General features: G+C 69.7%; 27 protein-coding genes. 14 read left to right on the top strand and 13 right to left on the bottom strand.

Features of this window, described 5'->3' with window-relative positions:
* The first annotated feature begins 7 nt into the window (after window positions 1–7).
* The 8 genes from M1L60_RS25490 (at window position 8) to M1L60_RS25460 (ending at window position 7,246) form a co-directional block, all read left to right on the top strand.
* The gene (locus M1L60_RS25490) at window positions 8–568 is read left to right on the top strand and encodes a YciI family protein (RefSeq protein WP_253240034.1); all 561 of its coding nucleotides are present in this window, start codon (window positions 8–10) and stop codon (window positions 566–568) included.
* A 138-nt stretch (window positions 569–706) separates the two neighbouring features.
* On the top strand, window positions 707–2,362 hold the full coding sequence (locus M1L60_RS25485; protein ID WP_253240033.1) for an ABC transporter substrate-binding protein: 1,656 nt from the start codon (window positions 707–709) through the stop codon (window positions 2,360–2,362).
* Between the two features lie 58 nt (window positions 2,363–2,420).
* On the top strand, window positions 2,421–3,428 hold the full coding sequence (locus tag M1L60_RS25480; protein ID WP_253240032.1) for an ABC transporter permease: 1,008 nt from the start codon (window positions 2,421–2,423) through the stop codon (window positions 3,426–3,428).
* The gene (locus M1L60_RS25475; protein ID WP_253240031.1) at window positions 3,425–4,384 is read left to right on the top strand and encodes an ABC transporter permease; all 960 of its coding nucleotides are present in this window, start codon (window positions 3,425–3,427) and stop codon (window positions 4,382–4,384) included. Before M1L60_RS25480 ends, M1L60_RS25475 begins: the two co-directional genes overlap by 4 nt.
* A gap of 5 nt (window positions 4,385–4,389) precedes the next feature.
* Window positions 4,390–5,376 carry an ABC transporter ATP-binding protein gene (locus M1L60_RS25470; protein WP_253240199.1) on the top strand — a complete coding sequence of 329 codons (987 nt, stop codon included), beginning with the start codon at window positions 4,390–4,392 and terminating at the stop codon, window positions 5,374–5,376.
* The gene (locus tag M1L60_RS25465) at window positions 5,373–6,470 is read left to right on the top strand and encodes an ABC transporter ATP-binding protein (RefSeq protein WP_253240030.1); all 1,098 of its coding nucleotides are present in this window, start codon (window positions 5,373–5,375) and stop codon (window positions 6,468–6,470) included. The genes M1L60_RS25470 and M1L60_RS25465 overlap by 4 nt, the downstream gene beginning before the upstream one ends.
* A gap of 10 nt (window positions 6,471–6,480) precedes the next feature.
* Complete coding sequence (locus M1L60_RS47155) at window positions 6,481–6,609, top strand: hypothetical protein (protein WP_256517064.1); 129 nt, start codon at window positions 6,481–6,483, stop codon at window positions 6,607–6,609.
* 151 nt (window positions 6,610–6,760) lie between these two features.
* Window positions 6,761–7,246, top strand: a complete 486-nt coding sequence (locus M1L60_RS25460; protein WP_253240029.1) for an SRPBCC family protein — start codon at window positions 6,761–6,763, stop codon at window positions 7,244–7,246.
* Window positions 7,247–7,271: 25 nt separating this feature from the next.
* Here the strand turns inward: M1L60_RS25460 and M1L60_RS25455 are convergent, their stop codons facing one another.
* Window positions 7,272–9,311: an amidohydrolase family protein gene (locus tag M1L60_RS25455; protein WP_253240028.1), complete on the bottom strand. Its 2,040-nt coding sequence runs from the start codon at window positions 9,309–9,311 to the stop codon at window positions 7,272–7,274.
* 175 nt (window positions 9,312–9,486) lie between these two features.
* Between M1L60_RS25455 and M1L60_RS25450 the strand changes: the two genes are divergently transcribed.
* On the top strand, window positions 9,487–11,064 hold the full coding sequence (locus M1L60_RS25450; protein ID WP_253240027.1) for a methyl-accepting chemotaxis protein: 1,578 nt from the start codon (window positions 9,487–9,489) through the stop codon (window positions 11,062–11,064).
* On the opposite strand, the gene M1L60_RS25445 is transcribed toward M1L60_RS25450, so the two are convergent.
* Together M1L60_RS25445 and M1L60_RS25440 are read right to left on the bottom strand one after the other, a co-directional pair.
* Window positions 11,049–11,444, bottom strand: coding sequence for a protein kinase family protein (locus tag M1L60_RS25445; RefSeq protein WP_253240026.1), 396 nt, complete (start codon window positions 11,442–11,444; stop codon window positions 11,049–11,051). The two genes, M1L60_RS25450 and M1L60_RS25445, sit on opposite strands and share 16 nt — an antisense overlap.
* A gap of 101 nt (window positions 11,445–11,545) precedes the next feature.
* Window positions 11,546–12,700: an epoxide hydrolase family protein gene (locus M1L60_RS25440; RefSeq protein ID WP_253240025.1), complete on the bottom strand. Its 1,155-nt coding sequence runs from the start codon at window positions 12,698–12,700 to the stop codon at window positions 11,546–11,548.
* A gap of 62 nt (window positions 12,701–12,762) precedes the next feature.
* Between M1L60_RS25440 and M1L60_RS25435 the strand changes: the two genes are divergently transcribed.
* Together M1L60_RS25435 and M1L60_RS47150 are read left to right on the top strand one after the other, a co-directional pair.
* Window positions 12,763–13,713 (top strand): helix-turn-helix transcriptional regulator, encoded by a 951-nt coding sequence (locus tag M1L60_RS25435; RefSeq protein WP_253240024.1) that lies wholly within the window; start codon window positions 12,763–12,765, stop codon window positions 13,711–13,713.
* Window positions 13,714–13,820: 107 nt separating this feature from the next.
* Complete coding sequence (locus M1L60_RS47150) at window positions 13,821–13,955, top strand: hypothetical protein (protein WP_256517063.1); 135 nt, start codon at window positions 13,821–13,823, stop codon at window positions 13,953–13,955.
* Here the strand turns inward: M1L60_RS47150 and M1L60_RS25430 are convergent.
* The gene (locus M1L60_RS25430) at window positions 13,952–14,380 is read right to left on the bottom strand and encodes an SMI1/KNR4 family protein (protein ID WP_253240023.1); all 429 of its coding nucleotides are present in this window, start codon (window positions 14,378–14,380) and stop codon (window positions 13,952–13,954) included. The genes M1L60_RS47150 and M1L60_RS25430 overlap by 4 nt on opposite strands.
* A gap of 11 nt (window positions 14,381–14,391) precedes the next feature.
* Window positions 14,392–14,847, bottom strand: coding sequence for a hypothetical protein (locus tag M1L60_RS25425; protein ID WP_253240022.1), 456 nt, complete (start codon window positions 14,845–14,847; stop codon window positions 14,392–14,394).
* A 275-nt stretch (window positions 14,848–15,122) separates the two neighbouring features.
* Here M1L60_RS25425 and M1L60_RS25420 point away from each other — a divergent pair, with 275 nt between their 5' ends.
* The 3 genes from M1L60_RS25420 to M1L60_RS25410 all read left to right on the top strand — a co-directional run bounded on the left by M1L60_RS25420 (window position 15,123) and on the right by M1L60_RS25410 (window position 18,175).
* Window positions 15,123–15,713 carry a hypothetical protein gene (locus M1L60_RS25420; protein ID WP_253240021.1) on the top strand — a complete coding sequence of 197 codons (591 nt, stop codon included), beginning with the start codon at window positions 15,123–15,125 and terminating at the stop codon, window positions 15,711–15,713.
* Window positions 15,714–15,933: 220 nt separating this feature from the next.
* Entirely contained in the window at window positions 15,934–17,220 is a 1,287-nt protein-coding gene (locus M1L60_RS25415; protein WP_253240020.1) for a hypothetical protein, read from the top strand.
* Window positions 17,221–17,305: 85 nt separating this feature from the next.
* Entirely contained in the window at window positions 17,306–18,175 is an 870-nt protein-coding gene (locus tag M1L60_RS25410; RefSeq protein ID WP_253240019.1) for a DUF8757 domain-containing protein, read from the top strand.
* On the opposite strand, the gene M1L60_RS25405 is transcribed toward M1L60_RS25410, so the two are convergent.
* From M1L60_RS25405 to M1L60_RS25370, 8 genes are all read right to left on the bottom strand, one after another.
* The gene (locus tag M1L60_RS25405; protein ID WP_253240018.1) at window positions 18,165–18,476 is read right to left on the bottom strand and encodes a DUF4326 domain-containing protein; all 312 of its coding nucleotides are present in this window, start codon (window positions 18,474–18,476) and stop codon (window positions 18,165–18,167) included. The genes M1L60_RS25410 and M1L60_RS25405 overlap by 11 nt on opposite strands.
* 529 nt (window positions 18,477–19,005) lie before the next feature.
* Complete coding sequence (locus M1L60_RS25400; RefSeq protein WP_253240017.1) at window positions 19,006–19,275, bottom strand: YciI family protein; 270 nt, start codon at window positions 19,273–19,275, stop codon at window positions 19,006–19,008.
* Window positions 19,272–20,192: an amidohydrolase family protein gene (locus M1L60_RS25395; protein ID WP_253240016.1), complete on the bottom strand. Its 921-nt coding sequence runs from the start codon at window positions 20,190–20,192 to the stop codon at window positions 19,272–19,274. The genes M1L60_RS25400 and M1L60_RS25395 overlap by 4 nt, the downstream gene beginning before the upstream one ends.
* Window positions 20,179–21,342, bottom strand: coding sequence for a vWA domain-containing protein (locus M1L60_RS25390; RefSeq protein WP_253240015.1), 1,164 nt, complete (start codon window positions 21,340–21,342; stop codon window positions 20,179–20,181). Before M1L60_RS25390 ends, M1L60_RS25395 begins: the two co-directional genes overlap by 14 nt.
* The gene (locus M1L60_RS25385) at window positions 21,329–22,198 is read right to left on the bottom strand and encodes an AAA family ATPase (protein WP_253240014.1); all 870 of its coding nucleotides are present in this window, start codon (window positions 22,196–22,198) and stop codon (window positions 21,329–21,331) included. Before M1L60_RS25385 ends, M1L60_RS25390 begins: the two co-directional genes overlap by 14 nt.
* Window positions 22,195–23,199: a xanthine dehydrogenase family protein molybdopterin-binding subunit gene (locus M1L60_RS25380; protein WP_253240013.1), complete on the bottom strand. Its 1,005-nt coding sequence runs from the start codon at window positions 23,197–23,199 to the stop codon at window positions 22,195–22,197. The genes M1L60_RS25385 and M1L60_RS25380 overlap by 4 nt, the downstream gene beginning before the upstream one ends.
* The gene (locus M1L60_RS25375) at window positions 23,196–24,575 is read right to left on the bottom strand and encodes a xanthine dehydrogenase family protein molybdopterin-binding subunit (protein WP_253240012.1); all 1,380 of its coding nucleotides are present in this window, start codon (window positions 24,573–24,575) and stop codon (window positions 23,196–23,198) included. Before M1L60_RS25375 ends, M1L60_RS25380 begins: the two co-directional genes overlap by 4 nt.
* Window positions 24,575–25,054, bottom strand: a complete 480-nt coding sequence (locus M1L60_RS25370; RefSeq protein WP_253240011.1) for a (2Fe-2S)-binding protein — start codon at window positions 25,052–25,054, stop codon at window positions 24,575–24,577. Before M1L60_RS25370 ends, M1L60_RS25375 begins: the two co-directional genes overlap by 1 nt.
* Window positions 25,055–25,062: the final 8 nt, after the last annotated feature.

The following is a 25,062-nucleotide window of genomic DNA, read 5'->3' as shown; positions in this document are numbered from 1 at the left end:
TCGGCGGGTGGACTACTTCTTCTACGGCCGGGACCGGGACGACTCCGCTGAGCTGCGGCAGCGACTCGTCGAGGCGCACTGGTCGTTCATGGACCGGTACGCCGACGGGATGATCGCGCGCGGGCCCACCCTCACCGACGACCGTGAGCGCGCCACCGGCAGCGTGCACATCGTCGAACTGCCCGACGCCGAGACGGCTCACGTCTTCGCCTTCGACGAGCCCAACTATCGGGCCGGGGTCTACCGCCACGTCACGATCAGGCGGTACGTCGACCTGCTGGGCCGGACGATGTGGGACTTCCCGGGCGGGCGGGCCGAGAGGTTCCTGATCCTCGCGCACGCCCGGCCGCTGATGGACTGGCCCGGGGCCGAGCGCACCGAGCCCGCCCTCGACCGCGACCGGCTCATCGCGTTCGGACGGTTGCTCTCCTCCGACGGCGAGGACTGGGAGGGGACAGTCGTGATCGGAGAGTTCGACGATCCCGCGCGGATCCGGGACCTCCTGGCCCTGACCGGCGCTTACGACAAGATCGAGACGCATCGCTGGACGTTCGGCGGTCGCCGGTAGGACACGATCCGGTACCAACCCGCGCCGGGCCTGGCCGGAACTGGTTAGTGTCTCGCCAAACGGTGACCAGCGTCACCGCGTTTGTCCGTACCCATAGGACACGGCGATGGTCCGTACCCATAGGACGAGGTGGACAGGATGCGTGCATCAAGAATGCAGGTCATCGCGGCCGGCGCGATGGCGGTGGCGATGATCGGCGTGGCCGGCTGCGCGGACAGCGACCGCGACGGCGGCGGCAGCGAAGCTGCGACCGGCGGCACTTTCATCTTCGCGGGGGCCGGGGACCCGAAGAACTTCGACCCGATCTTCAACGACGACGGTGAGTCGTTCCGGCCGATCCGGCAGATGTACGACACCCTCATCACCCACAAGCCGGGCACGGCCGAACTGGTCGGCGGTCTGGCCGAGAGCTGGGAGAACGACCCCACCGGCAAGGTGTGGACGTTCAAGCTGCGCCAGGGGGTCAAGTTCCACGACGGCACCCCGCTCGACGCCACCGCGGTCTGCGCGAACTTCGACCGCTGGTTCAACATGAAGGGCGAGGCCGCCCAGTCCCAGATGATCTATTACACGGACGTCTTCGGGGGCTTCGCGGGCAACAAGGACGCCCTCTACGACAACTGCAAGGCGTCCGACGCCAACACCGCGGTCGTCACGATGACCAGGTACAAGGGCGCCTTCCCGGGGGCGTTCACGCTCACCGCGTTCTCGATCGCCAGTCCGGCCGCGATGAAGCAGTACGACTCCGACACGGTGACGCAGAACGGCGACTCGTTCTCGTACAGCGCGTTCGCCAACGAGCACCCGACCGGCACCGGCGCCTTCACGTACGGCGGCTGGAACAAGGCCACCGGCGAGATCACGCTGAACAAGAACCCCGACTACTGGGGCGACAAGGCCAAGGTCGACAAGATGATCATCAAGATCATCAAGGATGAGAACACCCGCAAGCAGGAGCTGCGCGCGGGCACGGTGCAGGCGATCGACTTCCCGGCCCCGGCCGACCGCAAGGCGCTGGCCGACGAGGGCTACAAGGTGCTCGACCGGCCCGCCTTCAACATCCTCTACCTGGGCATCAACCAGAAGAACCCCAAGCTCAAGGACCTTCGCGTACGCCAGGCGATCGCGTACGCCCTGAACCGCGCTCAGCTCGTGCAGACCAAGGGCCCGGGTGGCGCCGCGGTGGCCGACGAGTTCCTGCCCAACACGGTTTCCGGCTACGCCAACGACGTGCAGAAGTACGAGTACAACGTCGACAAGGCCAAGCAGCTGCTGTCCGAGGCGGGCGCGACCGGTCTGACGCTCAACTTCTACTACCCGACCGAGGTGTCCCGGCCCTACATGCCGAACCCGCAAGAGATCTTCACCGTGCTCGCCAACGACCTGCAGGCGGCCGGCATCAAGGTCAACGGCGTCCCGCGCCCGTGGAACGGCGGCTTCAAGGACGACGTGCAGCAGTTCGGCAAGCAGGACCTGCACATTCTCGGCTGGACCGGCGACTACAACGACCCCGGCAACTTCGTCGGCACGTTCTTCGGCCGGGCCAAGGCCGAGTTCGGCGACGACGCCATGACCGAGATGTTCACGGCCATCGGCAAGGCCGACGCGACGGTCGACCAGGCGGCCAAGAAGTCCGCGTTCGAGCAGGTCAACCGCGACCTCGCGGCCAAGTGGCTGCCGGCCGTGCCGATCTGGCACGCCCCGCCCGCCCTGGCCACCACCAAGAACGTCGAGGGTCTGGTGCCCAGCCCGCTGACCGCCGAGGAGTTCAACACGGTCTCGCTCACCAAGTAGGTCTTCCCGCGGCCCGGCCCGTCAGGGCCGGGCCCCGGCGTGCACAAAGGAACTCCTCATGGTGAGAATCATTTCGCGCCGCCTGGTCCAGCTGGTCGTCACCCTGCTGGCCCTGATGACCCTGGTCTTCTTCTGGCTGCGCAGCCTGCCCGGCGGGCCGGTCGACGCGCTGCTGGGCGAACGCGCGACCCCGCAGACCCGCGAGCTGCTGACCCGTGCCCTCGGCTACGACCAGCCGATCTGGGTGCAGTACGGCCGCTTCCTCAAGAACGTGGTGACCGGCAACTTCGGCAACTCCATCCGCACCGGCGAGCCGGTGACCGACGTGATCAGCCGGTCCTTCCCGGCCACGGTCGAGCTGGCCCTGGCCGCGATCATCATCGCCATCGGGCTCGGCGTCCCGCTGGGCTACCTGGCGGCCCGGCACCGCGGGCGGCTGCTCGACAACGCGACCATCATCGTCACCCTGATCGGCATCTCGATCCCCATCTTCTTCCTGGGCTACCTGCTCAAGGACTGGCTGACCCAGGGCGTGCACATCTTTCCGCCGTCGGGCCGGATCAGCACGGGCCTGGACAACACCGACGTCACCGGGTTCTTCGTGCTCGACGGGCTGCTGACCCGGGAGCTCGACGCCTCGGCCGACGCCCTCTGGCATCTCGTGCTGCCCGCGCTGACGCTGGCCACGATCCCGCTCGCCATCATCATCCGGATCACCCGGGCCAGCGTGCTCGACGTCCTCGACGAGGACTACATCCGGACGGCCGACGCCAAGGGCCTGCGCAACCCCACGATCCGCAAGCGGCACGTGCTGCGCAACGCCCTGCTGCCGGTGGTCACCATCATCGGCCTGCAGACCGGGGCGCTGCTGGCCGGCGCGGTGCTGACCGAGAAGGTCTACAACTGGGGCGGGCTGGGCACGCTGATCACCGACTCGATCAGCGGCAGCCGCGACTACCCCGTGCTCCAGGCCCTGATCCTGCTCGCCGCCGCCGTCTTCGTCGTGGTCAACCTGGTGGTCGACCTGTCGTACGCGGTCATCGACCCGAGGGTGCGTGTGCGATGACCCGACCCGGTGGACTGGCCACGCTGGCCGACCACAAGCGCAAGCGCATCGACGAACTGATCGCCCGCACCACCGAGCCGGGCGGGGTCAGCCTGATCCGCGACGCCGGCCGCCGGCTGCTGCGCAACCCCACGGCGATCGTCGGGGCCGTGCTCATCCTGCTGTTCCTGATCATCGCGATCTTCGCGCCGCTGGTCGCCCCGCACGACCCGGTCCAACGCTTCCCCGAGCTGACCAAGGACCTCACGGTCGACAGCATCCCCGGCGCCACGGCCGGGCATCCGCTGGGCAGCGATCCGCTGGGCCGCGACTTCGCGTCCCGCATGATCTACGGCGCCCGGCAGACGCTGTTCGTGGGCGTCCTGGCCACGCTGATCGGGCTGCTGCTCGGGGTGTTGCTGGGCGCGCTCGCGGGTGCCATCGGGGGCTGGGTCGACGCCGTGGTCATGCGGCTGACCGACGTCATGCTGGCCCTGCCCAGCCTGTTGCTGGCGATCACGCTGGTCGCGCTGGCCCGCCAGTCGACCCAGTGGACGGTGATCGTGGCGGTCGCGGTCGTCAACGTGCCGATCTTCGCCCGATTACTGCGCGGGTCGATGCTGGCCCAGCGCGAGAGTGACCACGTACTGGCGGCTCGGGCCCTGGGGGTGAAACGCCGCGACATCGTGCTGCGGCACATGTTGCCGAACTCGCTGACCGCGGTCATCGTGCAGGCCACGCTGACGTTCGCGGTGGCCATCCTGGACGCGGCGGCGCTGTCGTTCCTCGGCCTGGGCGACCCCGACATCAACCGGGCCGAGTGGGGCCTGATGCTGGGTGTGGACGGCGTGCGCTATTTCGAGGTACGACCGGAACTGGCCTACTTCCCGGCCCTGGCGATCATTTTTGTGGCCCTCGGCTTCACCCTGCTCGGTGAGAGCATCCGCGAAGCGCTCGACCCGAAGAACCGGCGGTGACCCGAATGCCTCCTCTGCTCGACGTCCGCGAACTGTCGGTCGTCTTCCAGCGCAAGGGCACCCGGCCCGTCACGGCGGTGGACGGGGTCAGCTTCACGGTGGAACCCGGCCAGACGGTCGGCCTGGTCGGCGAGTCCGGCTGCGGAAAATCCGTCACCAGCCTGGCCATCATGGGGCTGCTCCCCCGCCGCGGCAACAAGGTCACCGGCGAGGTCCGCTTCGAGGACACCGACCTGCTCCAGCTGCGCCCGCGCGACCTGCGCGACTGGCGCGGCCGGGACATCGGCATGATCTTCCAGGACCCGTTGTCCTCGCTCAACCCGGTCATCCCGCTCGGCGTGCAGGTGGCCGAGGTGCTGGAACGCCACCAGGGCCGCACCCGGCAGGCGGCCCTGAAACAGGCCCGCGAGCTGCTCGACGCGGTCGGCATCCCCGACCCGGCCCGGCGGCTCAAGGAGTTCCCGCACCAGCTCTCGGGCGGCATGCGGCAGCGGGCGCTGATCGCCATCGCATTGGCCTGCAAGCCCCGCCTGCTGATCGCCGACGAGCCGACCACCGCGCTCGACGTGACCATCCAGGCCCAGATCCTGACCCTGCTCAAGGAGCTCGTCGACGACTCCGGCACGGCGCTGGTGATGATCACGCACGACCTCGGAGTGGTGGCCGGGCTGTGCGACACGGTCAACGTCCTGTACGCGGGCAAGGTCGTCGAACGGGCGTACCGGCACGACCTGTTCGCCGAGCCCCGCCATCCGTACACCCACGGGTTGTTGCAGTCGGTGCCCCGCCTCGACGTCGACCGGGGCGAGCGGCTGCACCAGATCCGCGGCTCGGTCAGCGACAACATCCCGTGGCCCGAGGGCTGCGCCTTCGCCCCGCGCTGCGACCGGGTGGTCGACGACTGCATCGGTGAGACGGTGCCCCTCGAACCGACGTTCCGCGCCGGTGCGCTGCGGTGCGCCAACCCCGTACCGAAGGAAGTGGCGGTATGACCGAGGCACTGGTCGAGATCGACGATCTCAAGGTTCACTTCCCGATCAAGAGCGGACTGCTGTTCGACCGTACGGTGGGCTATGTCTACGCCGTCGACGGGGTGTCCCTGACAATCAAGCGGGGCGAGACGTACGGCCTGGTCGGCGAGTCCGGCTGCGGCAAGTCGACGCTGGGGCGGGGCCTGCTGCGCCTGGTCGAACCGACCAGCGGCGGGATCACCTTCGACGGCACCGACGTGCGCGCGCTCAAGGGCGAGCAGATGCGCCAGTTCCGCCGTCGCATGCAGATGGTGTTCCAGGACCCGATGTCCAGCCTCGACCCGCGCCAATCGGTGGAGTCGCTGCTGGTCGAGGGGCTCAAGGCGCACGGCCTGGGCGCCTCGGCGGGCGAACGGCTGCGATCCACGCTCGACTCGGTCGGCCTGCCCGCATCCGCGCTCACCAAGTACCCCCACGAGTTCTCGGGTGGCCAGCGTCAGCGCATCGGCATCGCCCGGGCCCTGGTGCTCGGCCCCGACCTGATCGTGGCCGACGAGCCGGTGTCCGCCCTCGACGTGTCGATCCAGGCCCAGGTGGTCAACCTGCTGGGCGACCTGCAGGACCAGCTCGGGCTGACCTACCTGGTGATCGCGCACGACCTGGCCGTGATCCGGCACATCAGCGACACCATCGGCGTGATGTACCTGGGCGCGCTGGTCGAGGAGGCCGAGGCCGGCCAGCTGTACGAGCGGCCCCTGCATCCGTACACTCGGGCTCTGCTCTCGGCCGTGCCCATCCCCGACCCGCAGGTCGAGGACAGGCGCGAGCGCATGCTGCTGGCCGGCGACCTGCCGTCCCCGGCCAACCCACCGAGCGGCTGCCGCTTCCGGACGCGCTGCCCGTGGTCCCAGCCGCGCTGCGCCGAGGAACGCCCCGCCCTGCGCGTCTTCGACGACTCCGGTCAGCGCGTGGCCTGCCACTTCGCCGAAGAGATCCTGAGCGGTTCGCTCCTGCCGCACGAGGTCCGCCCCGAACTGGTCCGCCCCGACGCCGACACCGCAGCCGGGGTCGAGGCCGAGCTCATCCCGACCCGGAACGACATACCGACGCCCTAGACCTCCGCCCGTGTTCACGGGCAACCTACTGGTCGGCGTCACCGGAACCGGCGGAGACCAGTACTGGCGCCTACGCCTGACCAGCGGTGCCTGGACCCCGTCGTGGACCAACTTCAAGAACGCCTACCCCAACTGCTAGTTGCAGTCGGCTTGGACGGCGCCCTCGAGCTCGGCGGTCGGGGTGATCCGTCGCCTGCTCCCACTTCTCACGCGTGATCAGCGTTGGCGGCCCTAGGCTGGGCGGCAGGGCCCGGCCCGAACACGTAGCCGCCGACGATCTGGAGTGCGCCATGGCCCGTTTCACTGTGGTTCAGGAGGTTCAGGCGCCCGCCGCCGAGGTCTGGGCCGCGCTGGTGGACTGGCCCCGGCACGGCCGATGGGCGCCGATGACGACCGTGCGAACGGTGACGGACCGCGCGGACGGGGTCGGTGCCGGGTTCACCGCTCGCACCGGCATCGGGCCACTCGCCTTTGACGACCCGATGACCGTGGTCGTCTGGGAGCCCCCGCACGGCGACCGGCTCGGGCGGTGTGAGGTGACGAAATCGGGGCGGGTCGTGCACGGCCGGGCCTGGTTCTCGGTGACGCCGTTGCCCGGTCCGCGCTGCCGCGTGGTCTGGTTCGAGGACGTCACTGTCGTGCCGCACGGGCTCACCCGCTTCGCCGGCCCGCTGCTGTCACTCGCCGGTCGGATCGGCTTCGCGGCCACCCTGCGCGCACTGGCCCGGGACGTCGAGCGCAGCCCCGCCGCGCCGGATCAAGCGGGTTCGGCCTGATTCGGCGCGGCGGCTGGCCGGACCACTACGATCTTGCCCGCTCCCACATCACGGTGTAGGCCTCGGCGCCGTTGAGCAGGTCGCGGCGGAGGGCGGTGGCGTCGGGGCCGGCCTGGTTGATCAGGTCGACGATCCAGTCGGCGTAGAGGCCGTACTGGGCGACGCCGTCGGTGTTGAGGTCGAAGGTGCGGGAGCCGTAGACGTGCTTGGCGACCTGGGTGCCGTTGGTCGCCGTGAACGGGTAGACGAGCGGGCTCGAGCCGGCGTTCAGGCGCGGCGCGGCCTGGGGGCCCAGGCCGTTGACATCGGAGCCGACGCCGTACCCGGTGATTTTGTTGCCGTTGGCCAGGCCCTTGTTGGTGCGCCACTCGTCGAGGAAGGTGCCCGTGTCCTGGCCGTCGTCGGTGGCCGAGAACGCGTAGCCGGCGACGAAACCGCCGACGCCGAGCATCCGGTTGACCATGGTCGGGTCGGACCAGCTGTGCACCGAGGCCACACCCGGATAGTTGGCCTGCGAAGCCATGTCGAGCACGGTCGAGGCGGCCTTCACGCTCATGTGGTCGATGTGGATGATCATGCCGCGGTCCATCATCCGCTCGACCAGGTAGCGGCCGAGGTCGGTCAGGCCGCGGACGTTGCAGATCTTGCCGCTCGGGTAGACCGGCAGGATGGCACCGGCCGGCAGGCCCACGCCGAGCTGCAGCAAGCGGGCGAAGTCGTCGCTGACGATCGGCTGCTCGTTGTCGGAGGGGCCGGTGCACGAGGTCGCCTGCCACCAGTGGCCGGTCGAGATCAGGTTGCCCACGTTGACCGCGGCGCCGGTGACCCCCTCGTCGAAGCGGGTGCCGCCGAACGCGTTGTCGAACTTGTGGACCGGGTAGATGCCGCTGACACCCATCGCGGTCAGCTCGTCCAGCCCGGCGTCGATCTGGGCCTTGGTGCACTGCGGCACGTCGTTGACCTCGCGGCAGCCGAAGATCTCGGAGTTCTCGACGCCGATGGTGACGGCCAGCTTGCCCTGGGCGGCGATCTGGCGCACCTGGGCCGGGGTGGTGGCGAGCCGGAACCAGCCCTTTCCGGGGCCGCCACTGCGAGCGTCCACGTAGTCCTGCATCTTGCGCAGGTACTGGGACTGGGCCCGGATCTGGTCCATCTCGTCGCACGAGGTGTGCTCGAGGGTCAGGCCGCAGATCACCCGGTTGGCCACGAGCAGCACGTTGAGCACCCGCTGCCCGGACTTCCAGGACCGTTCCAGGCTGCGGAAGTACGAGGCCTCGTGCAGCATCGTGTCGTTCTGCGGCCAGTCGCCGAACGTGGGCCAGCCGTCCTCGGCCGAGTTGATCGGGTCGGTGCCGGCGATGATCGCCTCGAGCAGGGCACCCCAGCCCAGCGTCGCGTGCGAGGCGCAGCCCTTCAACGCGACCGGTGCGCCGCCGGGGGCGTACGCGTCCCCGCAGTGCAGTGATCCGCCGAAGGCCTCGGCCGCGGTGATGTGGGCGTGCGCGTCGATCCAGCCGACCAGCTTGCCGTTGGCGTCCACGCCCGGGGCCGGGGTGCCGCTGACCCCGGTGGCGATGTCGGGGACGGCGGCGCAGCCACTGGCCGGGGCCAGCGCGACGGTCGAGTTGCTGTTGCCCGCGCCGAGCCCACCCAGGTAGACGCCCAGCTGCTGCCCGGTCGCGGTCGACACGAACCGGTACCGGCCGTCGGCGACACTGACGGTCCAGTCGGCGCGCTCGCCGTACTCGTCGCCGGTCCAGACCCAACCCAGAACGCTTTGGTACGGGGGTTTGCCCGCGGAGTCACGCAGGAGATAGCGGCCGAGCTGGGTCGCCTCGAACCGGAACGGCTCGGCGGCCGACGCGGTGTTCGTGAAGCCGTACCCGACGGAGTCCTTCCGGACGTAGCCGCGCGACGTCGTACCGTCGTACACCTGGAGCGAGACGCACGCGCCCTCCAGATTCTGGGCCGGGGCCCAGGCCGGAGCCGCCGACGCCGGTAACGGCGCCCCTCCGACCAGCCCGAGCACCAATAAGCCCGCCAGCGCTGTGCGCAGTCTCGCCATCCCAACCCCCAGCTTGATCACCGTGGGGCGAGTGTAAGAAGAGTCACACGTCATTCATAGATGTAAATGTGAAATTTTCTCTCAGCCGCGGTTTGCCGTGCCCAAGATCCTTCAGTCGTCGCTCCGGCGTCCGAACAAGGTGGCGTTCACTCCCCCTGGAAGGATCTCCCCGAGCATGAGCTGGCTGCATCGCATCACTACGCGGATGGTCGCCGCGTTCGCCGTCCCCCTGCTGGTGCTGTGCGTCGTCGGCGCGCTCGCCTATCGCAACACCAGCACGCTGGAACAGAACAGTGGCCAGGTCGTGCACACCTACCAGGTGCTGGAGGGGCTGGAGAAGATCACTGGTGCGCTCAAGGACGCCGAGACCGGCCAGCGCGGCTACCTGATCACCGGTGAGCAGTCCTACCTCGCGCCCTACACCGCGGCCACCAAGGCCATGACCGGCCTGATCGACGACGTCGCCGGCCTGACCGCCGACAACGCCGAGCAGCAGAAGCGCATCGCCCAGCTCCGCCCCCTGGTCCAGGCCAAGCTCGACGAGCTGGCCGAGACGATCGAGCTGCGGCGTACGGAGGGTTTCGGCGCGGCCCGGACGGTCGTGCTCACGAACAAGGGCAAGGCGGTCATGGACCAGATCCGGACCGTGCTCACCGGGATGGAGGAGGCCGAGTCCAGCCTGCTCGCGGTGCGCGCCGCCTCGACCGAGCGGACCGCCGACACCTCGCGGATCGCCGTCATCGCCGGCGTCCTGCTGGCCGCCCTGCTGGTCATGCTCCTGGCCTGGCTGCTGGGCCGCAGCATCCTGCGCCCGCTCAACGCCCTGACCGGCCGGATGTCCGAGATCGCGGACGGCGACGGCGACCTGACCCACCGGGTCGACGAGTCGCGGCGCGACGAGTTCGGCGTCCTGGGCGCCACCTTCAACCGGTTCGTCGTGAAGCTGTCCGGCATCGTCGCCCAGATCGGCGACCAGGCCAACTCGCTGGCCGCGGCCAGCGAGGAGCTCTCCGCCGGTACGCGCCAGATCTCCGGCTCGGCCGAGCAGACCTCGCGCGAGGTCGGCGGCGTGGCTCACTCGACCGAGGCCATGAGCACCGCCCTGACCACCGTCGCGGCCGGCGCCGAGGAGATGGGCGCCTCCATCCGCGAGATCGCCAACAGCACCTCCGACGCCAGCCAGGCCGGCGTCGAGGCGGTCCGGGTGGCCGAGGAGGCCAGCCGCACCGTCACTGCGCTCGGCCAGTCCTCGGCCGAGATCACCAACGTCGTCAAGTTCATCACCGCCATCGCCGAGCAGACCAACCTGCTGGCCCTGAACGCCACGATCGAGGCGGCCCGGGCCGGCGAGTCGGGCAAGGGCTTCGCCGTCGTCGCCAGCGAGGTCAAGGAGCTGGCCACCGAGACTGCCCGCGCCACCGAGGACATCAGCCGCCGCGTGGCCGACATCCAGCTCAGCGCGACCGCCACCAGCGAGGCGATCGGCCGGGTGAGCGAGATCGTGGCCCGGGTCAACGACTACCAGACGACGATCGCCTCGGCCGTCGAGGAGCAGACCGCCACCACGTCCGAGATGTCGCGCAACGTCACCGAAGCCTCGTCCAGCAGCCGCGAGGTCTCGACCAGCCTGTCCACGGTCTCGACGGCCGTCTCCGAGACCTCGACCGCGATCGTCGCCTCCGAGACGGCGGTGGCCGACCTGGCCCGGATGAGCTCGACCCTGCACACCCTGGTCGGTCAGTTCAAGTACTGACGCAGGACCGCACGCGCCCGGTCGACACAGTCGCGGTCGTCCGGGTTCATCAAGGCCTCGATGGCCGGCCGCAGCAAGCCCGGGCGGCCGGCCACCGCCGCGAACAGGGTGGCGCCCAGCGCGAGCAGGTCGCCCGCGCGGGTGGGCTCGGCGACACCGCCCGGGGCGCTGAGCAGCAGAATCACCCGGCCGTCGTCGGTCAACTGGATGGCGCCGGGCTGGACGTTGCCGTGGACGATGCCGGTGCCGTGGGCCGCTTCCAGGGCGTCCAGCAGCTGCAGGCCGATGGCGCGGACCAGGTCGACCGGCAGGCGGCCCTCCGCACGGATCGCGTCGGCCATCGTGCGGACTCGCGGTGGCGCGTACGGAACAGCTGTCATGCCCTGACGATGCCGTCCGCCGGCCCGGTTGTCGTCACGGCAGGCGCCCATCCCCGATACCGGCTAGCCGGTAGTGCGCACGACATGTTCCGCGGTGGTGTTCAGCGCAGCTTGGCGAAGAACTCGCGGACGTCGCCGACGAACAGGTCGGGGGCTTCCATAGCCGCGAAGTGGCCGCCGCGGTCGAACTCGGTCCAGTGCACCACGTTGTGTTCGAGCTCGACGGTGCGCCGGATCGACACGTCGTGGGGGAACACCGCGACGCCGGTCGGCACCGGGGACCGCTCGCTCGCGCCCCAGGCGCCGGAGTGCGCGGTCTCGTAGTAGCTGTTGGCCGAGGACCCGGCCGTGCCGGTCAGCCAGTACAGCATCACGTTGGTGAGCAGCAGGTCCCGGTCCACCGCGTCCTCGGGCAGGTCGGCGGCCGGATCGGTCCACTCCTTGAACTTCTCGACGATCCAGGCCAGCTGCCCGACCGGGGAGTCGTGCAGGCCGTGCGCGAGAGTCTGGGGGCGGCTGATCTGGATCATCGCGTAGCCGGACTGCTCGGTGTTCAGGTACTCCAGGTGCGCCAGCCGCGCTCGCTCGGCCTCGGTCAGCTCGGCCACCTCGTCCGGATCGATCTCGGTGAACCCCGACAGCCCGTTCGCGTGCACACCGACGACCCGGTCGGGATTGAGCCGGCCGAGTCCCGGTGAGATGACAGCGCCGGTGTCGCCGCCCTGCGCGCCGTAGCGGTCGTAGCCGAGCCGGTCCATCAAGGCGGCGAACGCCCGGGTCACCCGGTTGGTGTCCCAGCCGGCCTCCCGGGTCGGCCCGGAGAACCCGCTGCCCGGGATCGACGGAACCACCACGTGGAACGCTTCCGCCGGGTCGCCGCCGTGCGTGCGGGGATCGGTCAGCGGGCCGATGACGTTCAGGAACTCGACGATCGAGCCGGGCCAGCCGTGGGTCAGGATCAGCGGCAGCGCGCCCGGCTCGGGCGAGCGGACGTGCAGGAAGTGGACGTTCTGCCCGTCGATCTCGGTGGTGTACTGCGGGAAGCTGTTCAGCTGCCGCTCCCGCGCGCGCCAGTCGTAGCCGTCGCGCCAGTATTCGGCGAGCCCCTTGAGGTAGGACACCGGCACGCCGCGGCTCCAGCCGGCGTCGGGCAGGTCGGCCGACCATCGGGTGCGGGCGAGCCGATCGCGCAGGTCGTCCAGATCAGCCTGGGGGATGTCGACGGTAAAGGGCCGGATCTTGCTCTTGTCCTCCATGCCTTCAACGCTAGAAGCCGCCTAGGACGAAAATCGTCCTAACCGGATGTCAGACTTCAGGTATGTGGGAAACACCGGCCCGACTACTGCGACTGCTCTCGCTCCTGCAGACCCGCCGGGACTGGTCCGGTGCGGAACTGGCCGAGCGTCTGGAGATCACGCCGCGGACCGTGCGCCGCGACATCGAGCGGCTGCGCGCGCTCGGCTACCCGGTGCTGGCCAGTGCGGGCACCGCCGGCTATCGGCTCAGCGCCGGCGCCGACGTCCCGCCCCTGCTGCTGGACGACGACGAAGCCGTCGCGATCGCGATGGGCCTGCGCACGGCGACCGGCGGCTCGATCACCGGCATCGAGGAGACCTCCGTGCGGGCCCTGGCCAAACTCGAGCAGATCCTGCCGTCCCGGCTGCGCCACCGGATCAACGCCCTGCAATCGGTGACGGTGCCGGTGGCCCACAGCGGTCCCACCGCCGACCCGAACACCCTCACCGCCATCGCCGTCGCCTGCCGCGACTCGCACCGGCTCCGCTTCGACTACCGCACCCACGAGGGAACCAAAGTCACCCGTACGACCGAGCCGCACCGACTGGTCCATGCCGGCCGGCGCTGGTACCTGGTCGGCTGGGACGTCGACCGTCAGGACTGGCGCACCTACCGGGTGGACCGCCTCGAACCGCGTACGCCCACCGGGCCCCGCTTCACCCCGCGCACCCCACCCGAACCCGACCTCAGCGGCTACACCTCGCGGTCGATCTCCACCTCGGCCTACCGCTACCAGGCGCGGTTCACCATGCACGTCGACGCCGAAACCGCGGCCGAACGGATCTCGCCCACCACCGGCACCCTGGAGCCGATCGACGACCACACCTGCACCCTGCGAACCGGGTCCAACTCACTCGACGAACTGGCCATCCACGTGACGACCATGGGCTTCGACTTCGAGGTCCACGAGCCACCCGAACTGGTGACCCACATCCGAACCCTCGCGGCACGACTCGCCGCCGCAACGAAGTAGCCGAACGGGCGGCCGGCAAATCTCGCGCAGCAAGACGAATACATGCTGGTTTACTACGTCCTGCCTGAGGCCGGTTCTGGGTGGCCTGGCCGAAGCGGGCGTCGAAGGTGCCCACGGATGTCACCGAGGACGTCGTCCGCGAGATCGCGCTGCCGACCGGGTTGGTCGACAACAAGGTGTGCGCGATCGACGAGATCTGGTCGGGGTTGCGGCTGGTCATCCGCCGCGAGAACCGGTCCTAGGGACGCAGCATGGCCAGGAAGGCGGCGAAGTCCGGCGCCAGCGGCACCACTCCCCAGTCGACGCTCCAGAAGACGACCGACGGGTCGTCGTTGCTCGCGCGGTAGTCGAAGCAGAAGAAGTCGCCGCCCACGTCGGCGGCGAACGGGATGATGCCCTCGTCCAGCACGTCCAGCAGGGGAAATATGGCGGCGACGATGTTGCTGGTGAACGGCGAGTCCTCGAAGTGCAGCAGGTGGTCGACCGCGGTGCCGAAGCCGTTGGGCAGATCGACCCCGGCCGGAACCGGTGCGGCGCCCTGATGAATGCGGGCCACCGCCACGAACTCCGCCGGCAGCTTGACCTCCAGTTCGTCCTCGGCCTGTCGCACCGCCTCGTCCGACGCCGGCCGCGGGTCGTCGATCGCCTCGTCCACCCAGTTCACCACGGCTCACTCCCTCATCGGCCGGTCACGTCGCGGGACCAGGACGGGCTCCGCCTCGGCCCCACCCGTACGCTCGCGCCGGCGCCGGCCAGGACGGCGCCGATCCGGTCGGCGCTTTCGCGGGTCAGGTCGTCCCATACCGGCCGAGAGGGATCGTCGGCCCGTTCGGAGGCCTCGCCGTAACTCAAGCCACCGTGCTCCCTCAGATGCGCGATCACCTGCCAGCGTTCCGGCCCGGGGTCGATGACGAACAACGCGGTGTCGCCCCCGTGGTCGATCCGCCACGATGCCGGTTTCCCGAGCTTCACATAGCGCCACCAGTCCTTGGACGCGAAGGCCGCGACGATCACGACGAAACCGGACGACCGCACGGCATGAGCCACCACACCCGTCGACAGGGCTGACCAGAGGGCGCTCCCGGCGCTCAGCACGAGCACGACGACGACACGCGGCGCAGCGCGGCGAACCATCCCGCGAGCTGGGCTTTCTCGTACATCCGGATGATCATCAGCCACAGATCTCGGCCCTTCCGCCGGTGCTTCGGCCGACATCGTACGGAACGAACGCGCGCTCGGCCGCCCGGTGCGGGGGCGGGGGCGAAGCACCGCGAATCGAGTCAACCGTTCGGTTGTCGGGGGCGGGCCGTTCTGCTTCACGAGGTGGCCGCGAGATCCACTTCCCGCGTCGGTAAACCGCCGTTTTCAGGGGGCAAGGCACGCAAAGCACGGATATGAGGGGAATCAACATGAACAAGCTCACCCGCGCCCTGACCCTGGGCGGGTTCGGCGTTCTCACCGCCATGACCGTCGGCATGGGTCCGGCTCAGGCCGCGCCGGCTGCTCCTGTGGCCCCGGAGAGCAAGACCACGGTCAGCCACAACGTGTGGCGGGGCGAGAGCCAGATCGTCGGCTTCTACCGGTCGCTGCGTGACTGCCAGCTGGCCGGCGTCTACGGCGAGCGTAGCGGCGCCTGGGACGACTTCGACTGCAACATCGTGCCCGTCGGACCGCGCCGGGGCGCCTGGGCCCTCGAGGTCGCTGACTACGACAACTGGGGTCCGTTCGGCTTCGGCCGGCCGTTCCAGGTCGTGCGGGGCTTCCCGACCCAGTTCCGTCCCGTCTGGGCCGGTCAGTTCCGGCAGGTCCGCCCGGGCCAGTTCCGGCACTTCCGTCCGGGCTCGCACCGTAACGACTGGATGCGGGACCGGGACCGTCGCCACGGCGGCTTCGACCACCGCGGTCGGGACGGCCGCAACGGTCACGACCACGACCGCCGGGGTGGCAACGACCGCCGCGGCGGCGGCGACAACCACCGCGGTGGCCCGCACAACCGCTAGATCTGACCTGGATGCGCGAGACGTCCCAGGCCGAGCACCGGCAACGCCGGACCCGGTCAGGACAGCACGAGGCGCATGAACCACCGAGCTGACTGGTGTCTTACACAACCCTCGGGCCGCCGGGCAATCATCCGCCTGGCGGCCAGAGGGCTGCGGCCGAATGTGACGCAGGCCACCGCCATCTGAGATCCGCGAGCCGCCGGGAAGCGTCTTAACCGACGTGAGCCGAATCTTCCTCATCGAGCTGCGCCGGACCCCCGCGCTGTGGACGGCCCTGGCGTTGCTGGCCCTCGGAGCCGGGCTGCTGTATTACGCGCCCTTCCGGTGGACCTCCGGCTACATGCTGCTGGCGATGGACCAGCGGTGGTACCTCTCGTTCTTCCTCGGTCTCGCCCTGGCCGCCGGGGCCGCGCAGGGCCGCCGCGAGCACCGCTCCCGGGTCACCGAGATGTTCGCCGGCGTGGCTCGCCCTCCCCTGCTGCGGGCGGTTCCGATCCTGCTGGTGTACGGCCTGGCCATGGCCGTCGCGTACGCCGGCGCCACCCTCGCGGCCGCCGCCCGGCTGGCCGGCACCGTGGAGTACCTGCCGCTCGGCGCCGTGGCCGGCGTGGTGGCGGTCGGCGTGGCGGCGATGGTCGCGGCCGTCTGGTTCGGCCTGGCCGTGGGCCGGTTGCTGCCGTACCTGGTGACCGCCCCGCTGCTCGCGATCGCCTCCATCGCGTCGCCGCTGGCCGCCCGCGAGATCACCGGGCGCCGGGAGTGGCTGAGCACACTGCTCTTCCCCGCCTACGGTCTGGGCGGCCCGAGCGACTTCGTGACCATCCCCGTACGCCTGAGTTCGGCCCAACTGCTCCATCTGGCCGGCCTCGCGGTCACGGGCGCGCTGCTGTTCGCCGCCTTCCGGTGGCGCGCTCTGCTGCCCGCAGTGGCCGGAACCACCGCCGCGATCCTGGTGATGCAGGGCGGCTCGGCTTTCCGCCACGAGCCGATCGACCCGGTCGCCCGCGAACTGGTCTGCACGACGGACACGCCCCAGATCTGCGTGGCCCGCATGCACAGTGGACTGCTGGACGAGGTGACACCCCAGGCCCGCGCGGCGCTGGCCCGCTTCGCCCGCCTGCCGAACGCCCCGACGAGGGCGATCGAACACTTCGACTACGAGAGCATCCACGGCCAGCAGTCCACCGACGTCCTGCTCATCCCCCTGGCCATCGGCGACGACGGGCACGCCCTCTACCGCGACCGCCTCGAAACCCTCATGACCGACAACCTGGGCGTACGCCCGTTCGTCTGCCCCGACGAGAAGCCGGGCACCGACCCCGCGGTGGTCGAGGCCGCGTCGGCCTGGCTGCTCGGCACGAAGCCCGAGCACCGCGACGCCCAGCTCCTGCTGCAGCGACTGCACCAACTCGACGAACGCACGGCCGCAGCCCGAGTCGCCGCCGTCCGCCGCGCCATCCTGACCTGCGACCCCGGCACCGATCTGATCCCCGCCTCGTCGCGGTAGGACTGTCTCGCGTTCATGAAAGACATCTGTCAGCATCACTGTAGCTAGGAGTTACTGCGTAAACACTCTTCGCACAGGTGGTGCCGTGACCCAACTGTCTTTCTGGGGGCCCGACGACCAGCGCAGCCCTGAGCCCAGAACCGGTACGACCGTGACGCTGCGACTGTTGATCACCGTCAAGGCAGCGCCGAACCCCTCGGCGAGGCACGGCGAGACCGTTTGCGTGGGTGCGCTGAGCGTGGACCCGGGCCGGCGCAGCTGGATCCGCCTGTACCCGATCCATTTTCGTGACCTCGACGACGACAACAAGTTCCGCAAGTACGACATCGTCACCGTCGACGCGCTCCCTGCAGTCCAGGACCAACGCCAGGAGAGCTGGCGGCCCGTCGTCGGCAGCGTCCGGCCCGAGCACCATCTCAACACGGGCAACGCCCGGCGTGACTACCTCGACCCGTACGTCGAGGACTCGATGTGCCAACTCGTCGAGCACGCACGCGCCGCATCCAGCGCCCGATCGATCGCTCTGATCCGCGTCCACGACGTCAGCAGCCTGAGCATCACCCGGCACCGCGGATGGACACCCGAACAGCAAGCCAAAATCAACGGTTACCTCAGTCAGCTCGACATCCTGGACGACCATGACCGCGCCCCGCTGCAAGCCCCACGCTTCACCGGCGCCTACCGCTACCGGTGTGCCGATCGCCGTTGCCGCGGACACCGGCAGAGCCTGCTCGACTGGGAGTTCGTCGCCCTCCAACGCCGTCTCGGCGGGCTGACCGACGCCGAGGCCGCCGATCAACTACGCACCAAGTTCCTGGACCAGTTGTGCGGCGCCGACCGCGACGTCGCGTTCTACGTCGGCAACCAGGCCGCCCGGCCGCAGGCATTCAGCATCGGCGGAGTCTACGCACCGCGACGGCCCACCGGCCGGCACCGGCTACGACTCAGCCGATGACCTCCAGCAGCACGTCGGCATGGCAGTCCACCGTCAACGGGCACCAGCACGCCAGCACACGTCCCGGCAACTCCTGACGTGCCCGCTCGACCAGCTCAGGTTGCTCATCCAGCCACTGACGGTAGAGGAGCAACGCTTCGGCCCGGCCGTGCAAACGGGCGCTGTAGGGGTTGGCCCACGGCGATCGCCGCAGCCCGAAGCCCTGCCGACCCACGTAAACCGCGTCCGACGGGATCACCGGATGATAGAGATCGCCGGACACCCGGACCCGGGCCGAGCGTGTGCTGGGATCCGAACTCACGACGGCACTCTACGACCCACGCCGAGTCAGCACGGCGCCGCCGTCGACCGGCAGCGCGCCGGCCGACGGGAGCAAACCTGAGCCGGGCGTCGGAAAACCGAGGTCGGGGGAACACTCGGTTGCGGCTCAACCGTGGCGTCGCCAGGAACGTTCCACCCGTCAGGCCAGCAGAACGTCATCATCCGATGAGACTCGGGCACGCCGTCAACGGTGATCCAGTAGCAACCGGCGGGGTCGCTCGGGAAGGCTCGCAGGGCGAAGACGTTTGATCTGGATTCCCGGATCGACTCGTGGACCGCGGTGGTGACGGCGCGAGCCCCGGAGGCGGGCCGCTCCGGTCGCCCGGGACGGCCGTACCCTGCGCCGGACGAATCCCTGGGCCGAACCGGTCCTGCGCGTCGCCACAGCGGGCACCGGCTGGCACCTGACCAGCTACGACGACCCACCACACCGGTTCCACGCCGTCGCCGTCCGCCGATGAGCGGGGCCATGGCGTGGTCCCGGGCCGGCGCCATCACCCGCGGCCGCTTCACAGGCCGACGGTGATTTTCCATTCCTTCAGCTCGCGGTTCTTGGTCACGTCGTGGCGGGTGTACGGGTCCTGGTCGACCAGGGCCTGGGCCGCCGCGGCGTCGTCGGCCACCAGGACGATGATGCCGCCGCTGAGGTCGGCCAGGGGGCCGGCCAGTAGCAGGGAGCCCTCGGCCTGCAGCTTGGCCAGGTGTTCCAGGTGCTCGGGGCGGCGCTCGGCCCGCGCCGGGGTGTCGTTGTAGCCGTACGTGAGAACGAAGTGGCTCATTGGTCTGCCCTTTCCACTGTTTGCAGGCCGTAGACCCGGCGGGCCGTACGGGAGAAGACGTCGGCTTGCTCGTCGTCGGCGCGATGCTGCAGCGCCTGTTTCCACGCTTCGGTCAACTCGGCCGCGTCAGTCCACAGTGTTTCGACCGGCAGGTTGGTGCCGAACATCGCGCGGGCCGAACCGAACTGGTCGAGGATCTCGTCGGCCACGAGCCGGATCAGGGTGGGGTCGACGCGGTGGACGAAGGTGCCCTGGCCGGTCAGTTTGACGACGACGTTGGGGAGAGCGGCCAGTTCGCGCAGACCATTTCGCCATTCCGCGACGACGGCCGGGTCGGTGTGGTCGGTCAGCATTCCGGCGTGCACGAGCACGAAGGTCACGTCCGGGTGTTCGGCCACGAGGGCGGCCGCGTCAGGCATCTGGGGCGCGAAGACCTGCAATTCGAACAACCAGCCGAGGTCGCCGAGGGCCGCGATGTTCGTACGGAAAACCGGGTCCTTCATGCGGTCGGGGCCGTCGGCGAAGCGGAATTCGGGGCGCTCGTGCCAGTGCAGTTGCAGGCGGGTGCCGACGACGAGCGGGCTGATCGCCTTTTGTTCGCGCATGATGTCGACGGCGTTCTCGGCGAACAGGTTCGCGCACCCGACAACGGCCGTCGGCCAGCCGGTGCTCTCGTGCAGTCCGGCAACCCAGCGGACCTCGTCGACTACTCGGTCGAGGGGCCAATTCGGTTGCACATAAACGGATGCGGAAATGCCGGCCGACCGCGCGTCGCGCATGTATTCGTCGATCAGGTAGTCACGCCGGATCGGCTCGTACGGGCCGAAGATGCGCGGGACCATCGGGCCGGAGAGCCACGGCATGTCGGTCTGCCGCCAGACGTGATGGTGCGAGTCGACGATGTCACCTGTGTACACGGGGATCCCTTCCGAAGGCCGAAACGACGGCGGCGAGCGCGGTTTCCAGGTCCCGCACCCCGGTCAACGCGTCCAGCTCGGGGCGGACGGCCGACATGCCCCGGGTCAGCGGCCGGTAAGCGGGATCGCAGGCCAGCGGCGACCACCAGCACAGGCGATGGGCGAGCTGCGACAGCCGCCGGGTGGCCGCCACCATGCCCGTGCAGTCGCCGCGCTCGAGCCCGTCGGAGAGCACCAGCACGAGCGCACCGCGGGACATGGTCACGAAACGGGCGCTGCCCAGGAAGGTCCGCAGGCTCTCGCCGATCTGGGTGCCGCCCTCGGCGTCGAGCACCAGACCGGCCAGCGCAGCCAGCGCGGTGTCGGTTTCCGGCGTACGCAGGGCAGGGGTGACCCGGGTCAGCCGGGTGCCGAAGGTGAACACTTCGACCCGAGCGCAGGTGGCGACCATAGTGTGCGCGAATCGCAGGTAGTCGGCGCTGTACTGCTTCATCGAACCGGAAACGTCCACCAACACGAGCACCCGGCGCTCATGCGGCGGTCGGTGCCGCCAATGCAACCGCATCACTTCCCCGTGCGTACGCAGGGATTGGTGATACGTGGCCCGCAGATCCACCCGCCGCCGACGTCCACCGGGCCGGCTGCGCCGCGACCGGGTCGTGGGCACCGCCCGGGGCAGCTCGCCGGCGATCCGCCGCAGAATCTGCCGGGCGTCCGGCGAAGTGGCGGGGAACCGGACGACGGATTCGGGGCTGAGCCGGCCGGCGGCGAGACCGTTGCGCCCACCGTGCTCGAGGGCGATGTCGGCCGCCTCGCGCTCACCCGGAGACCCGGTCGGTTCGTTGTCGTCGTCCGGTGGTTGCTCGGGCCGCTCGTCGAGAACGGGCACGGCTTCGTCGGCCCGTCCGAAGAACTGCTGGAACACCCCGTCGTAGACCAGCAGGGCGGGCTCCGACGTCACGAGTGTCGCGACACCGATCCAGTACAACTGGCCGGTTGTCGTGGGCGGCAGAGCGTCGATCGCGGCGAAGAAATCGAGCTGTTTGGGAGTGGAGACCACGAGCCCCCGGACGTGGAGCTGCCGGAGGAAAGCGAAAAGGTGGTCCTCGGCTCGCGACACGAGCCGCTGGTCCGGGTCAGGCCGGGTCATCGGGGAAGACCTCACCGGCGTGGGCCAGCACCAGGACCACGTCCTCCTCGTTCTTGAGCACCAGACCGAGCGCGGCCCGCCGGGCTTCGCTCTCGTCCGCGCCCTCGGCCATCAGCGTCTGCGAGCCCTGGGCCCAGGCGATGGTCTCGGCGATGCCGGGCCGCTTCAGCGGTCCGAGTGCGCGAATGATGTTCACCGACTGCACGAGTCTGGCCGCGCTGCGCGCGCTGAGCCCGGGCGCCTGGGCCTCGACGATCGTGCGCTCACGGTCCGGGTCCGGGAACGGGATCCAGTGGTAGAGGCAGCGCCGCTTGAGCGCGTCGTGCAACTCGCGCGTGCGGTTCGAGGTCAGCACCACCAGCGGCGGGACCGCGGCCGTGATGGTGCCGATCTCGGGGATCGTGATCTGGAAACCGTCGAGAAATTCGAGCAGGAACGCCTCGAACTCGCTGTCGGCCCGGTCGATCTCGTCGATGAGCAACACCGCACCCGTACGACTGCGCAGCGCGCGCAACAACGGCCGTTCGAGCAGGAAGTCGTTCGCGTAAAGGTCGGCCACCGCTTCGCCGCGCACCTCGGCCGCGCGCAGGCTCAGCAACTGCTTCGGGTAGTCCCACTCGTAGAGCACCTGCGAGACGTCGATGCCCTCGTAGCACTGCAAGCGGATCAGGTCGCGGCCCAGGGCGTCGGCCAGCACGTGCGAGATCTGCGTCTTGCCGACACCCGGCTCCCCCTCCAGCAGCAGCGGGCGGCCGAGGGCGATGGCCAGCCGGACGGCGGTCAGCAGTCCCTCGTCCGCGAAGTAGCGCCGCTCCTCCAACTGCCGGCTGAGCGTGGCGCGATCGGGTGCCGTCATGCGCGCAGCGCGTCGAGCCCGCGCAGGATCGACTCCGGGGTGAACGGCATGGTGGTCAGGCGTACGCCGCAAGCGTCGAAAATGGCGTTGGCGATGGCCGGGATCGGGGCGTTGGCCGTCATCTCGCCGATGCCTTTGGCCCCGAACGGCCCGTTGGACGCCGGACGCTCCAGGATCACGCTCGACTGCACGGGGATCTCGGCCGGGCCCGGCATCAGGTATTCGCAGAAGTCGACCGGCCCGTGGTCGCGCGAGGCCGGGTAGTACGGCTCGGTCGACTCGAAGACGGCGTGCGAGACGCCCATCCAGCCGCCGCCCTCGACCTGCTGGGCCGCCATGGCCGGGTTGAGGGCCCGGCCGATCTCGTACGCGTTGTGCAGGCTGAGCACCGTGACGATCCCGGTCTCGTCGTCCACCTCGACCTCGGCCACCGTGCACGCGTGGGCCTGGCACGAGTCGGGGTCCATCTCGCCGGTCTCGGGCACCGGGTAGTTGCGCTCCTTGAGGAAGATGCCCCGCCCCGAGATGGTCTTGCCCTGCTTGAAGTGGGCGGCCAGCGTGATGTCCTGGATGTGGATTTCGGTGGCCGGGCTGCCCTTGAGGCGCACGAAACCCGTACCGTCGGTCTCGAGATCGCCCGCGTCGACCTCGAGCTCGTCGGCCGCGACGGCCAGCATCACCTCGCGGGCCTCGCGGGCGGCCATGATGACCGCGTTGCCGATGCGGTGGGTGCCCCGGCTGGCGAAGGTGCCCATGCAGTGCGGGCCGGTGTCGGTGTCGGCGGTGTCGACGATGACGTTCTCCATCGGCATGCCCAGCGTCTCGGCCGCGCACTGGGCGACCACCGTCTTGAGCCCCTGGCCGAGGTCGACCGACGACAGGCTGATCACGAAGCCACCCATGGTGGTGGCGTGGATCAGCGCCTGCGACGGGTCGCCGCCGAGGTTCATGCCGGTGGGGTAGTTGACCGACGCGTAGCCCCGGCCCCGCAACAGCGTCATGCTCCGGCTCCCCTCGACGACATCGCCTGGTATTCCTCGGGCAGCTCGTGACCGACGAGCGCGGCCGCGCGCTGGATGACCTCGATCAGCGCGGTGCCCTCGGCCACCTTGCGGTGGGCCTTGAGGTCGCCGTCGCGGTAGGCGTTCTTCAGGCGGAACTGCAGCGGGTCCATCTCGAGGGCGCGGGCGATCCGGTCCATCTGGGACTCCAGCGCGAAGTCGGCGATGGTGACCCCGAAACCGCGCATGGCGCTCGACGGCGTCCGGTTCGTGTAGACGCAGTGGCAGTCGGCGTAGACGTTGGGGATCGTGTACGGGCCGGGCAGGTGGGCACAGGCCTTGGTCGTGCCGTACGGCGAGTGCCGCGAGTACGCACCGGAATCGACGTAGAGCATGACCTTGCGGGCCACGATGCGCCCGTCGTTCATGACGCCGTCCTTGATGTAGATGCGCTCGGCCGCCCGCGGCGACGACACCTGCATCTCTTCCTCGCGCGTGTAGACGAACTTCACCGGCCGGTTCGTCAGGGTGGCGGCGATGCAGGCCAGGGGCTCGACCATGACGTCGACCTTGCCGCCGAAGCCGCCGCCGACGGTGCCGCCCTTGACCTGCAGGTCGGTGAACGGCCGGTCGAGGATCAGGGCCGTGTTGTCGAGGGTGAAGAACGCGGCCTGGGTGTTGCTGTGGATGAGCAGGCGCCCGCTGCTCTGCGGCACGACGACACAACCGGTGGTCTCGGTCGGCGCGTGCTCGATCGGGGCCGAGCTGTAGCGCCACTCGAAGATCCGGTCGGCCTGCGCGAAGCCCTGCTCGACGTCGCCGAACCGCAGGCGGCGGGCGTGGTGACCCTCGTACACGAAATAGTTGGTTCCGGCCTGCTTGATGACCGGGGCATCCGGGGCCAGCGCCGCTTCGACGTCGAGAACGGCCGGCAGTACGGTGTAATCGACCTTGACCCGGGCCGCGCCCTCGAGCGCCGCCGCCTCGGAGTCGGCGACCACGGCCACGATCGGCTCGCCCTTGTAGAGCACGCGGTCCTCGGCCAGCACGGGTTCGTCGTTCGGTTCGATGCCGATCAGCCGCAGCACCATGTACCAGTTCGACGGCACGTCCCGGTGCGTGATGACCCGGAGTACGCCCGGCACCCGCAATGCCTCGGACACGTCGACGCTGTTGATCCGGGCGTGGTGGTGGGCGGACCGGTGAATCTTGACGTGCGCGAGGTCGGGGAAGGTTCGGTCCTCGAAGAATTCCGTACGCCCGGTGACGTGCCCCAGCGCGTCCGAGCGCTGCACCGTCTTGCCGATGACGGAGAACTTGTCGTCCGGGCGCTCGTCCTTGAAGTAGTCGGAGTCGATCGGGTTGACCCGGGGCATCAGAGCTTCGCCCCCTCGCGCCGGCGAACGGCCGCGTCGAGGATCGCGCTGACGATCGGCTCGTAGCCGGTGCAGCGGCACACGTTCCCGCTGATCGCCTCGTTGACCTCGTCCCGGGTCGGGTCCGGGTTGCGGTCGAGCAGCGCCTCGGCCGACATGATCATGCCGGGCGTGCAGAAGCCGCACTGGGTGGCGAACCCGTCGAGGAACGCCTGCTGCACATGGCTGAGCGCGGGACCGTCGGCCAGCCCTTCGACCGTCGCGATGTCGGCGCCGTCCACGGTCACGGCCGGCACGAGGCAGGACACGACGGGCTCGCCCTCGAGCAGCACGGTGCACGAGCCACAGGCGCCCTGGGCACAGCCCCGCTTGGCCCCGGTCAGCCCGAGTTGCTCACGCAGGGCGAGCAGCAGTGTCGTCTCGGGCCGGGCGATGAACGTCTTCCCGACCCCGTTGACCTTCAGATTGACGATTCTCACCGGCGACC

This window comes from Paractinoplanes aksuensis, from assembly GCF_024137025.1.
Lineage (GTDB): Bacteria > Actinomycetota > Actinomycetes > Mycobacteriales > Micromonosporaceae > Actinoplanes > Actinoplanes aksuensis.
The sequence above is the reverse complement of the archived record's forward strand: the minus strand, read 5'-3'. Positions and strand labels throughout refer to the sequence as shown.

Excerpts from the sequence above, each read along its gene's own strand:
- M1L60_RS25485 (WP_253240033.1), top strand. The coding sequence starts at position 707 with ATGCGTGCATCAAGAATGCAGGTCATCGCGGCCGGCGCGATGGCGGTG.
- M1L60_RS25480 (WP_253240032.1), top strand. The coding sequence starts at position 2,421 with ATGGTGAGAATCATTTCGCGCCGCCTGGTCCAGCTGGTCGTCACCCTG.
- M1L60_RS25475 (WP_253240031.1), top strand. The coding sequence starts at position 3,425 with ATGACCCGACCCGGTGGACTGGCCACGCTGGCCGACCACAAGCGCAAG.
- M1L60_RS25470 (WP_253240199.1), top strand. The coding sequence starts at position 4,390 with ATGCCTCCTCTGCTCGACGTCCGCGAACTGTCGGTCGTCTTCCAGCGC.
- M1L60_RS25465 (WP_253240030.1), top strand. The coding sequence starts at position 5,373 with ATGACCGAGGCACTGGTCGAGATCGACGATCTCAAGGTTCACTTCCCG.
- M1L60_RS25460 (WP_253240029.1), top strand. The coding sequence starts at position 6,761 with ATGGCCCGTTTCACTGTGGTTCAGGAGGTTCAGGCGCCCGCCGCCGAG.
- M1L60_RS25455 (WP_253240028.1), bottom strand. The coding sequence starts at position 9,311 with ATGGCGAGACTGCGCACAGCGCTGGCGGGCTTATTGGTGCTCGGGCTG.
- M1L60_RS25450 (WP_253240027.1), top strand. The coding sequence starts at position 9,487 with ATGAGCTGGCTGCATCGCATCACTACGCGGATGGTCGCCGCGTTCGCC.
- M1L60_RS25445 (WP_253240026.1), bottom strand. The coding sequence starts at position 11,444 with ATGACAGCTGTTCCGTACGCGCCACCGCGAGTCCGCACGATGGCCGAC.
- M1L60_RS25440 (WP_253240025.1), bottom strand. The coding sequence starts at position 12,700 with ATGGAGGACAAGAGCAAGATCCGGCCCTTTACCGTCGACATCCCCCAG.
- M1L60_RS25435 (WP_253240024.1), top strand. The coding sequence starts at position 12,763 with ATGTGGGAAACACCGGCCCGACTACTGCGACTGCTCTCGCTCCTGCAG.
- M1L60_RS25425 (WP_253240022.1), bottom strand. The coding sequence starts at position 14,847 with ATGGTTCGCCGCGCTGCGCCGCGTGTCGTCGTCGTGCTCGTGCTGAGC.
- M1L60_RS25420 (WP_253240021.1), top strand. The coding sequence starts at position 15,123 with ATGAACAAGCTCACCCGCGCCCTGACCCTGGGCGGGTTCGGCGTTCTC.
- M1L60_RS25400 (WP_253240017.1), bottom strand. The coding sequence starts at position 19,275 with ATGAGCCACTTCGTTCTCACGTACGGCTACAACGACACCCCGGCGCGG.
- M1L60_RS25390 (WP_253240015.1), bottom strand. The coding sequence starts at position 21,342 with ATGACCCGGCCTGACCCGGACCAGCGGCTCGTGTCGCGAGCCGAGGAC.
- M1L60_RS25385 (WP_253240014.1), bottom strand. The coding sequence starts at position 22,198 with ATGACGGCACCCGATCGCGCCACGCTCAGCCGGCAGTTGGAGGAGCGG.
- M1L60_RS25380 (WP_253240013.1), bottom strand. The coding sequence starts at position 23,199 with ATGACGCTGTTGCGGGGCCGGGGCTACGCGTCGGTCAACTACCCCACC.
- M1L60_RS25375 (WP_253240012.1), bottom strand. The coding sequence starts at position 24,575 with ATGCCCCGGGTCAACCCGATCGACTCCGACTACTTCAAGGACGAGCGC.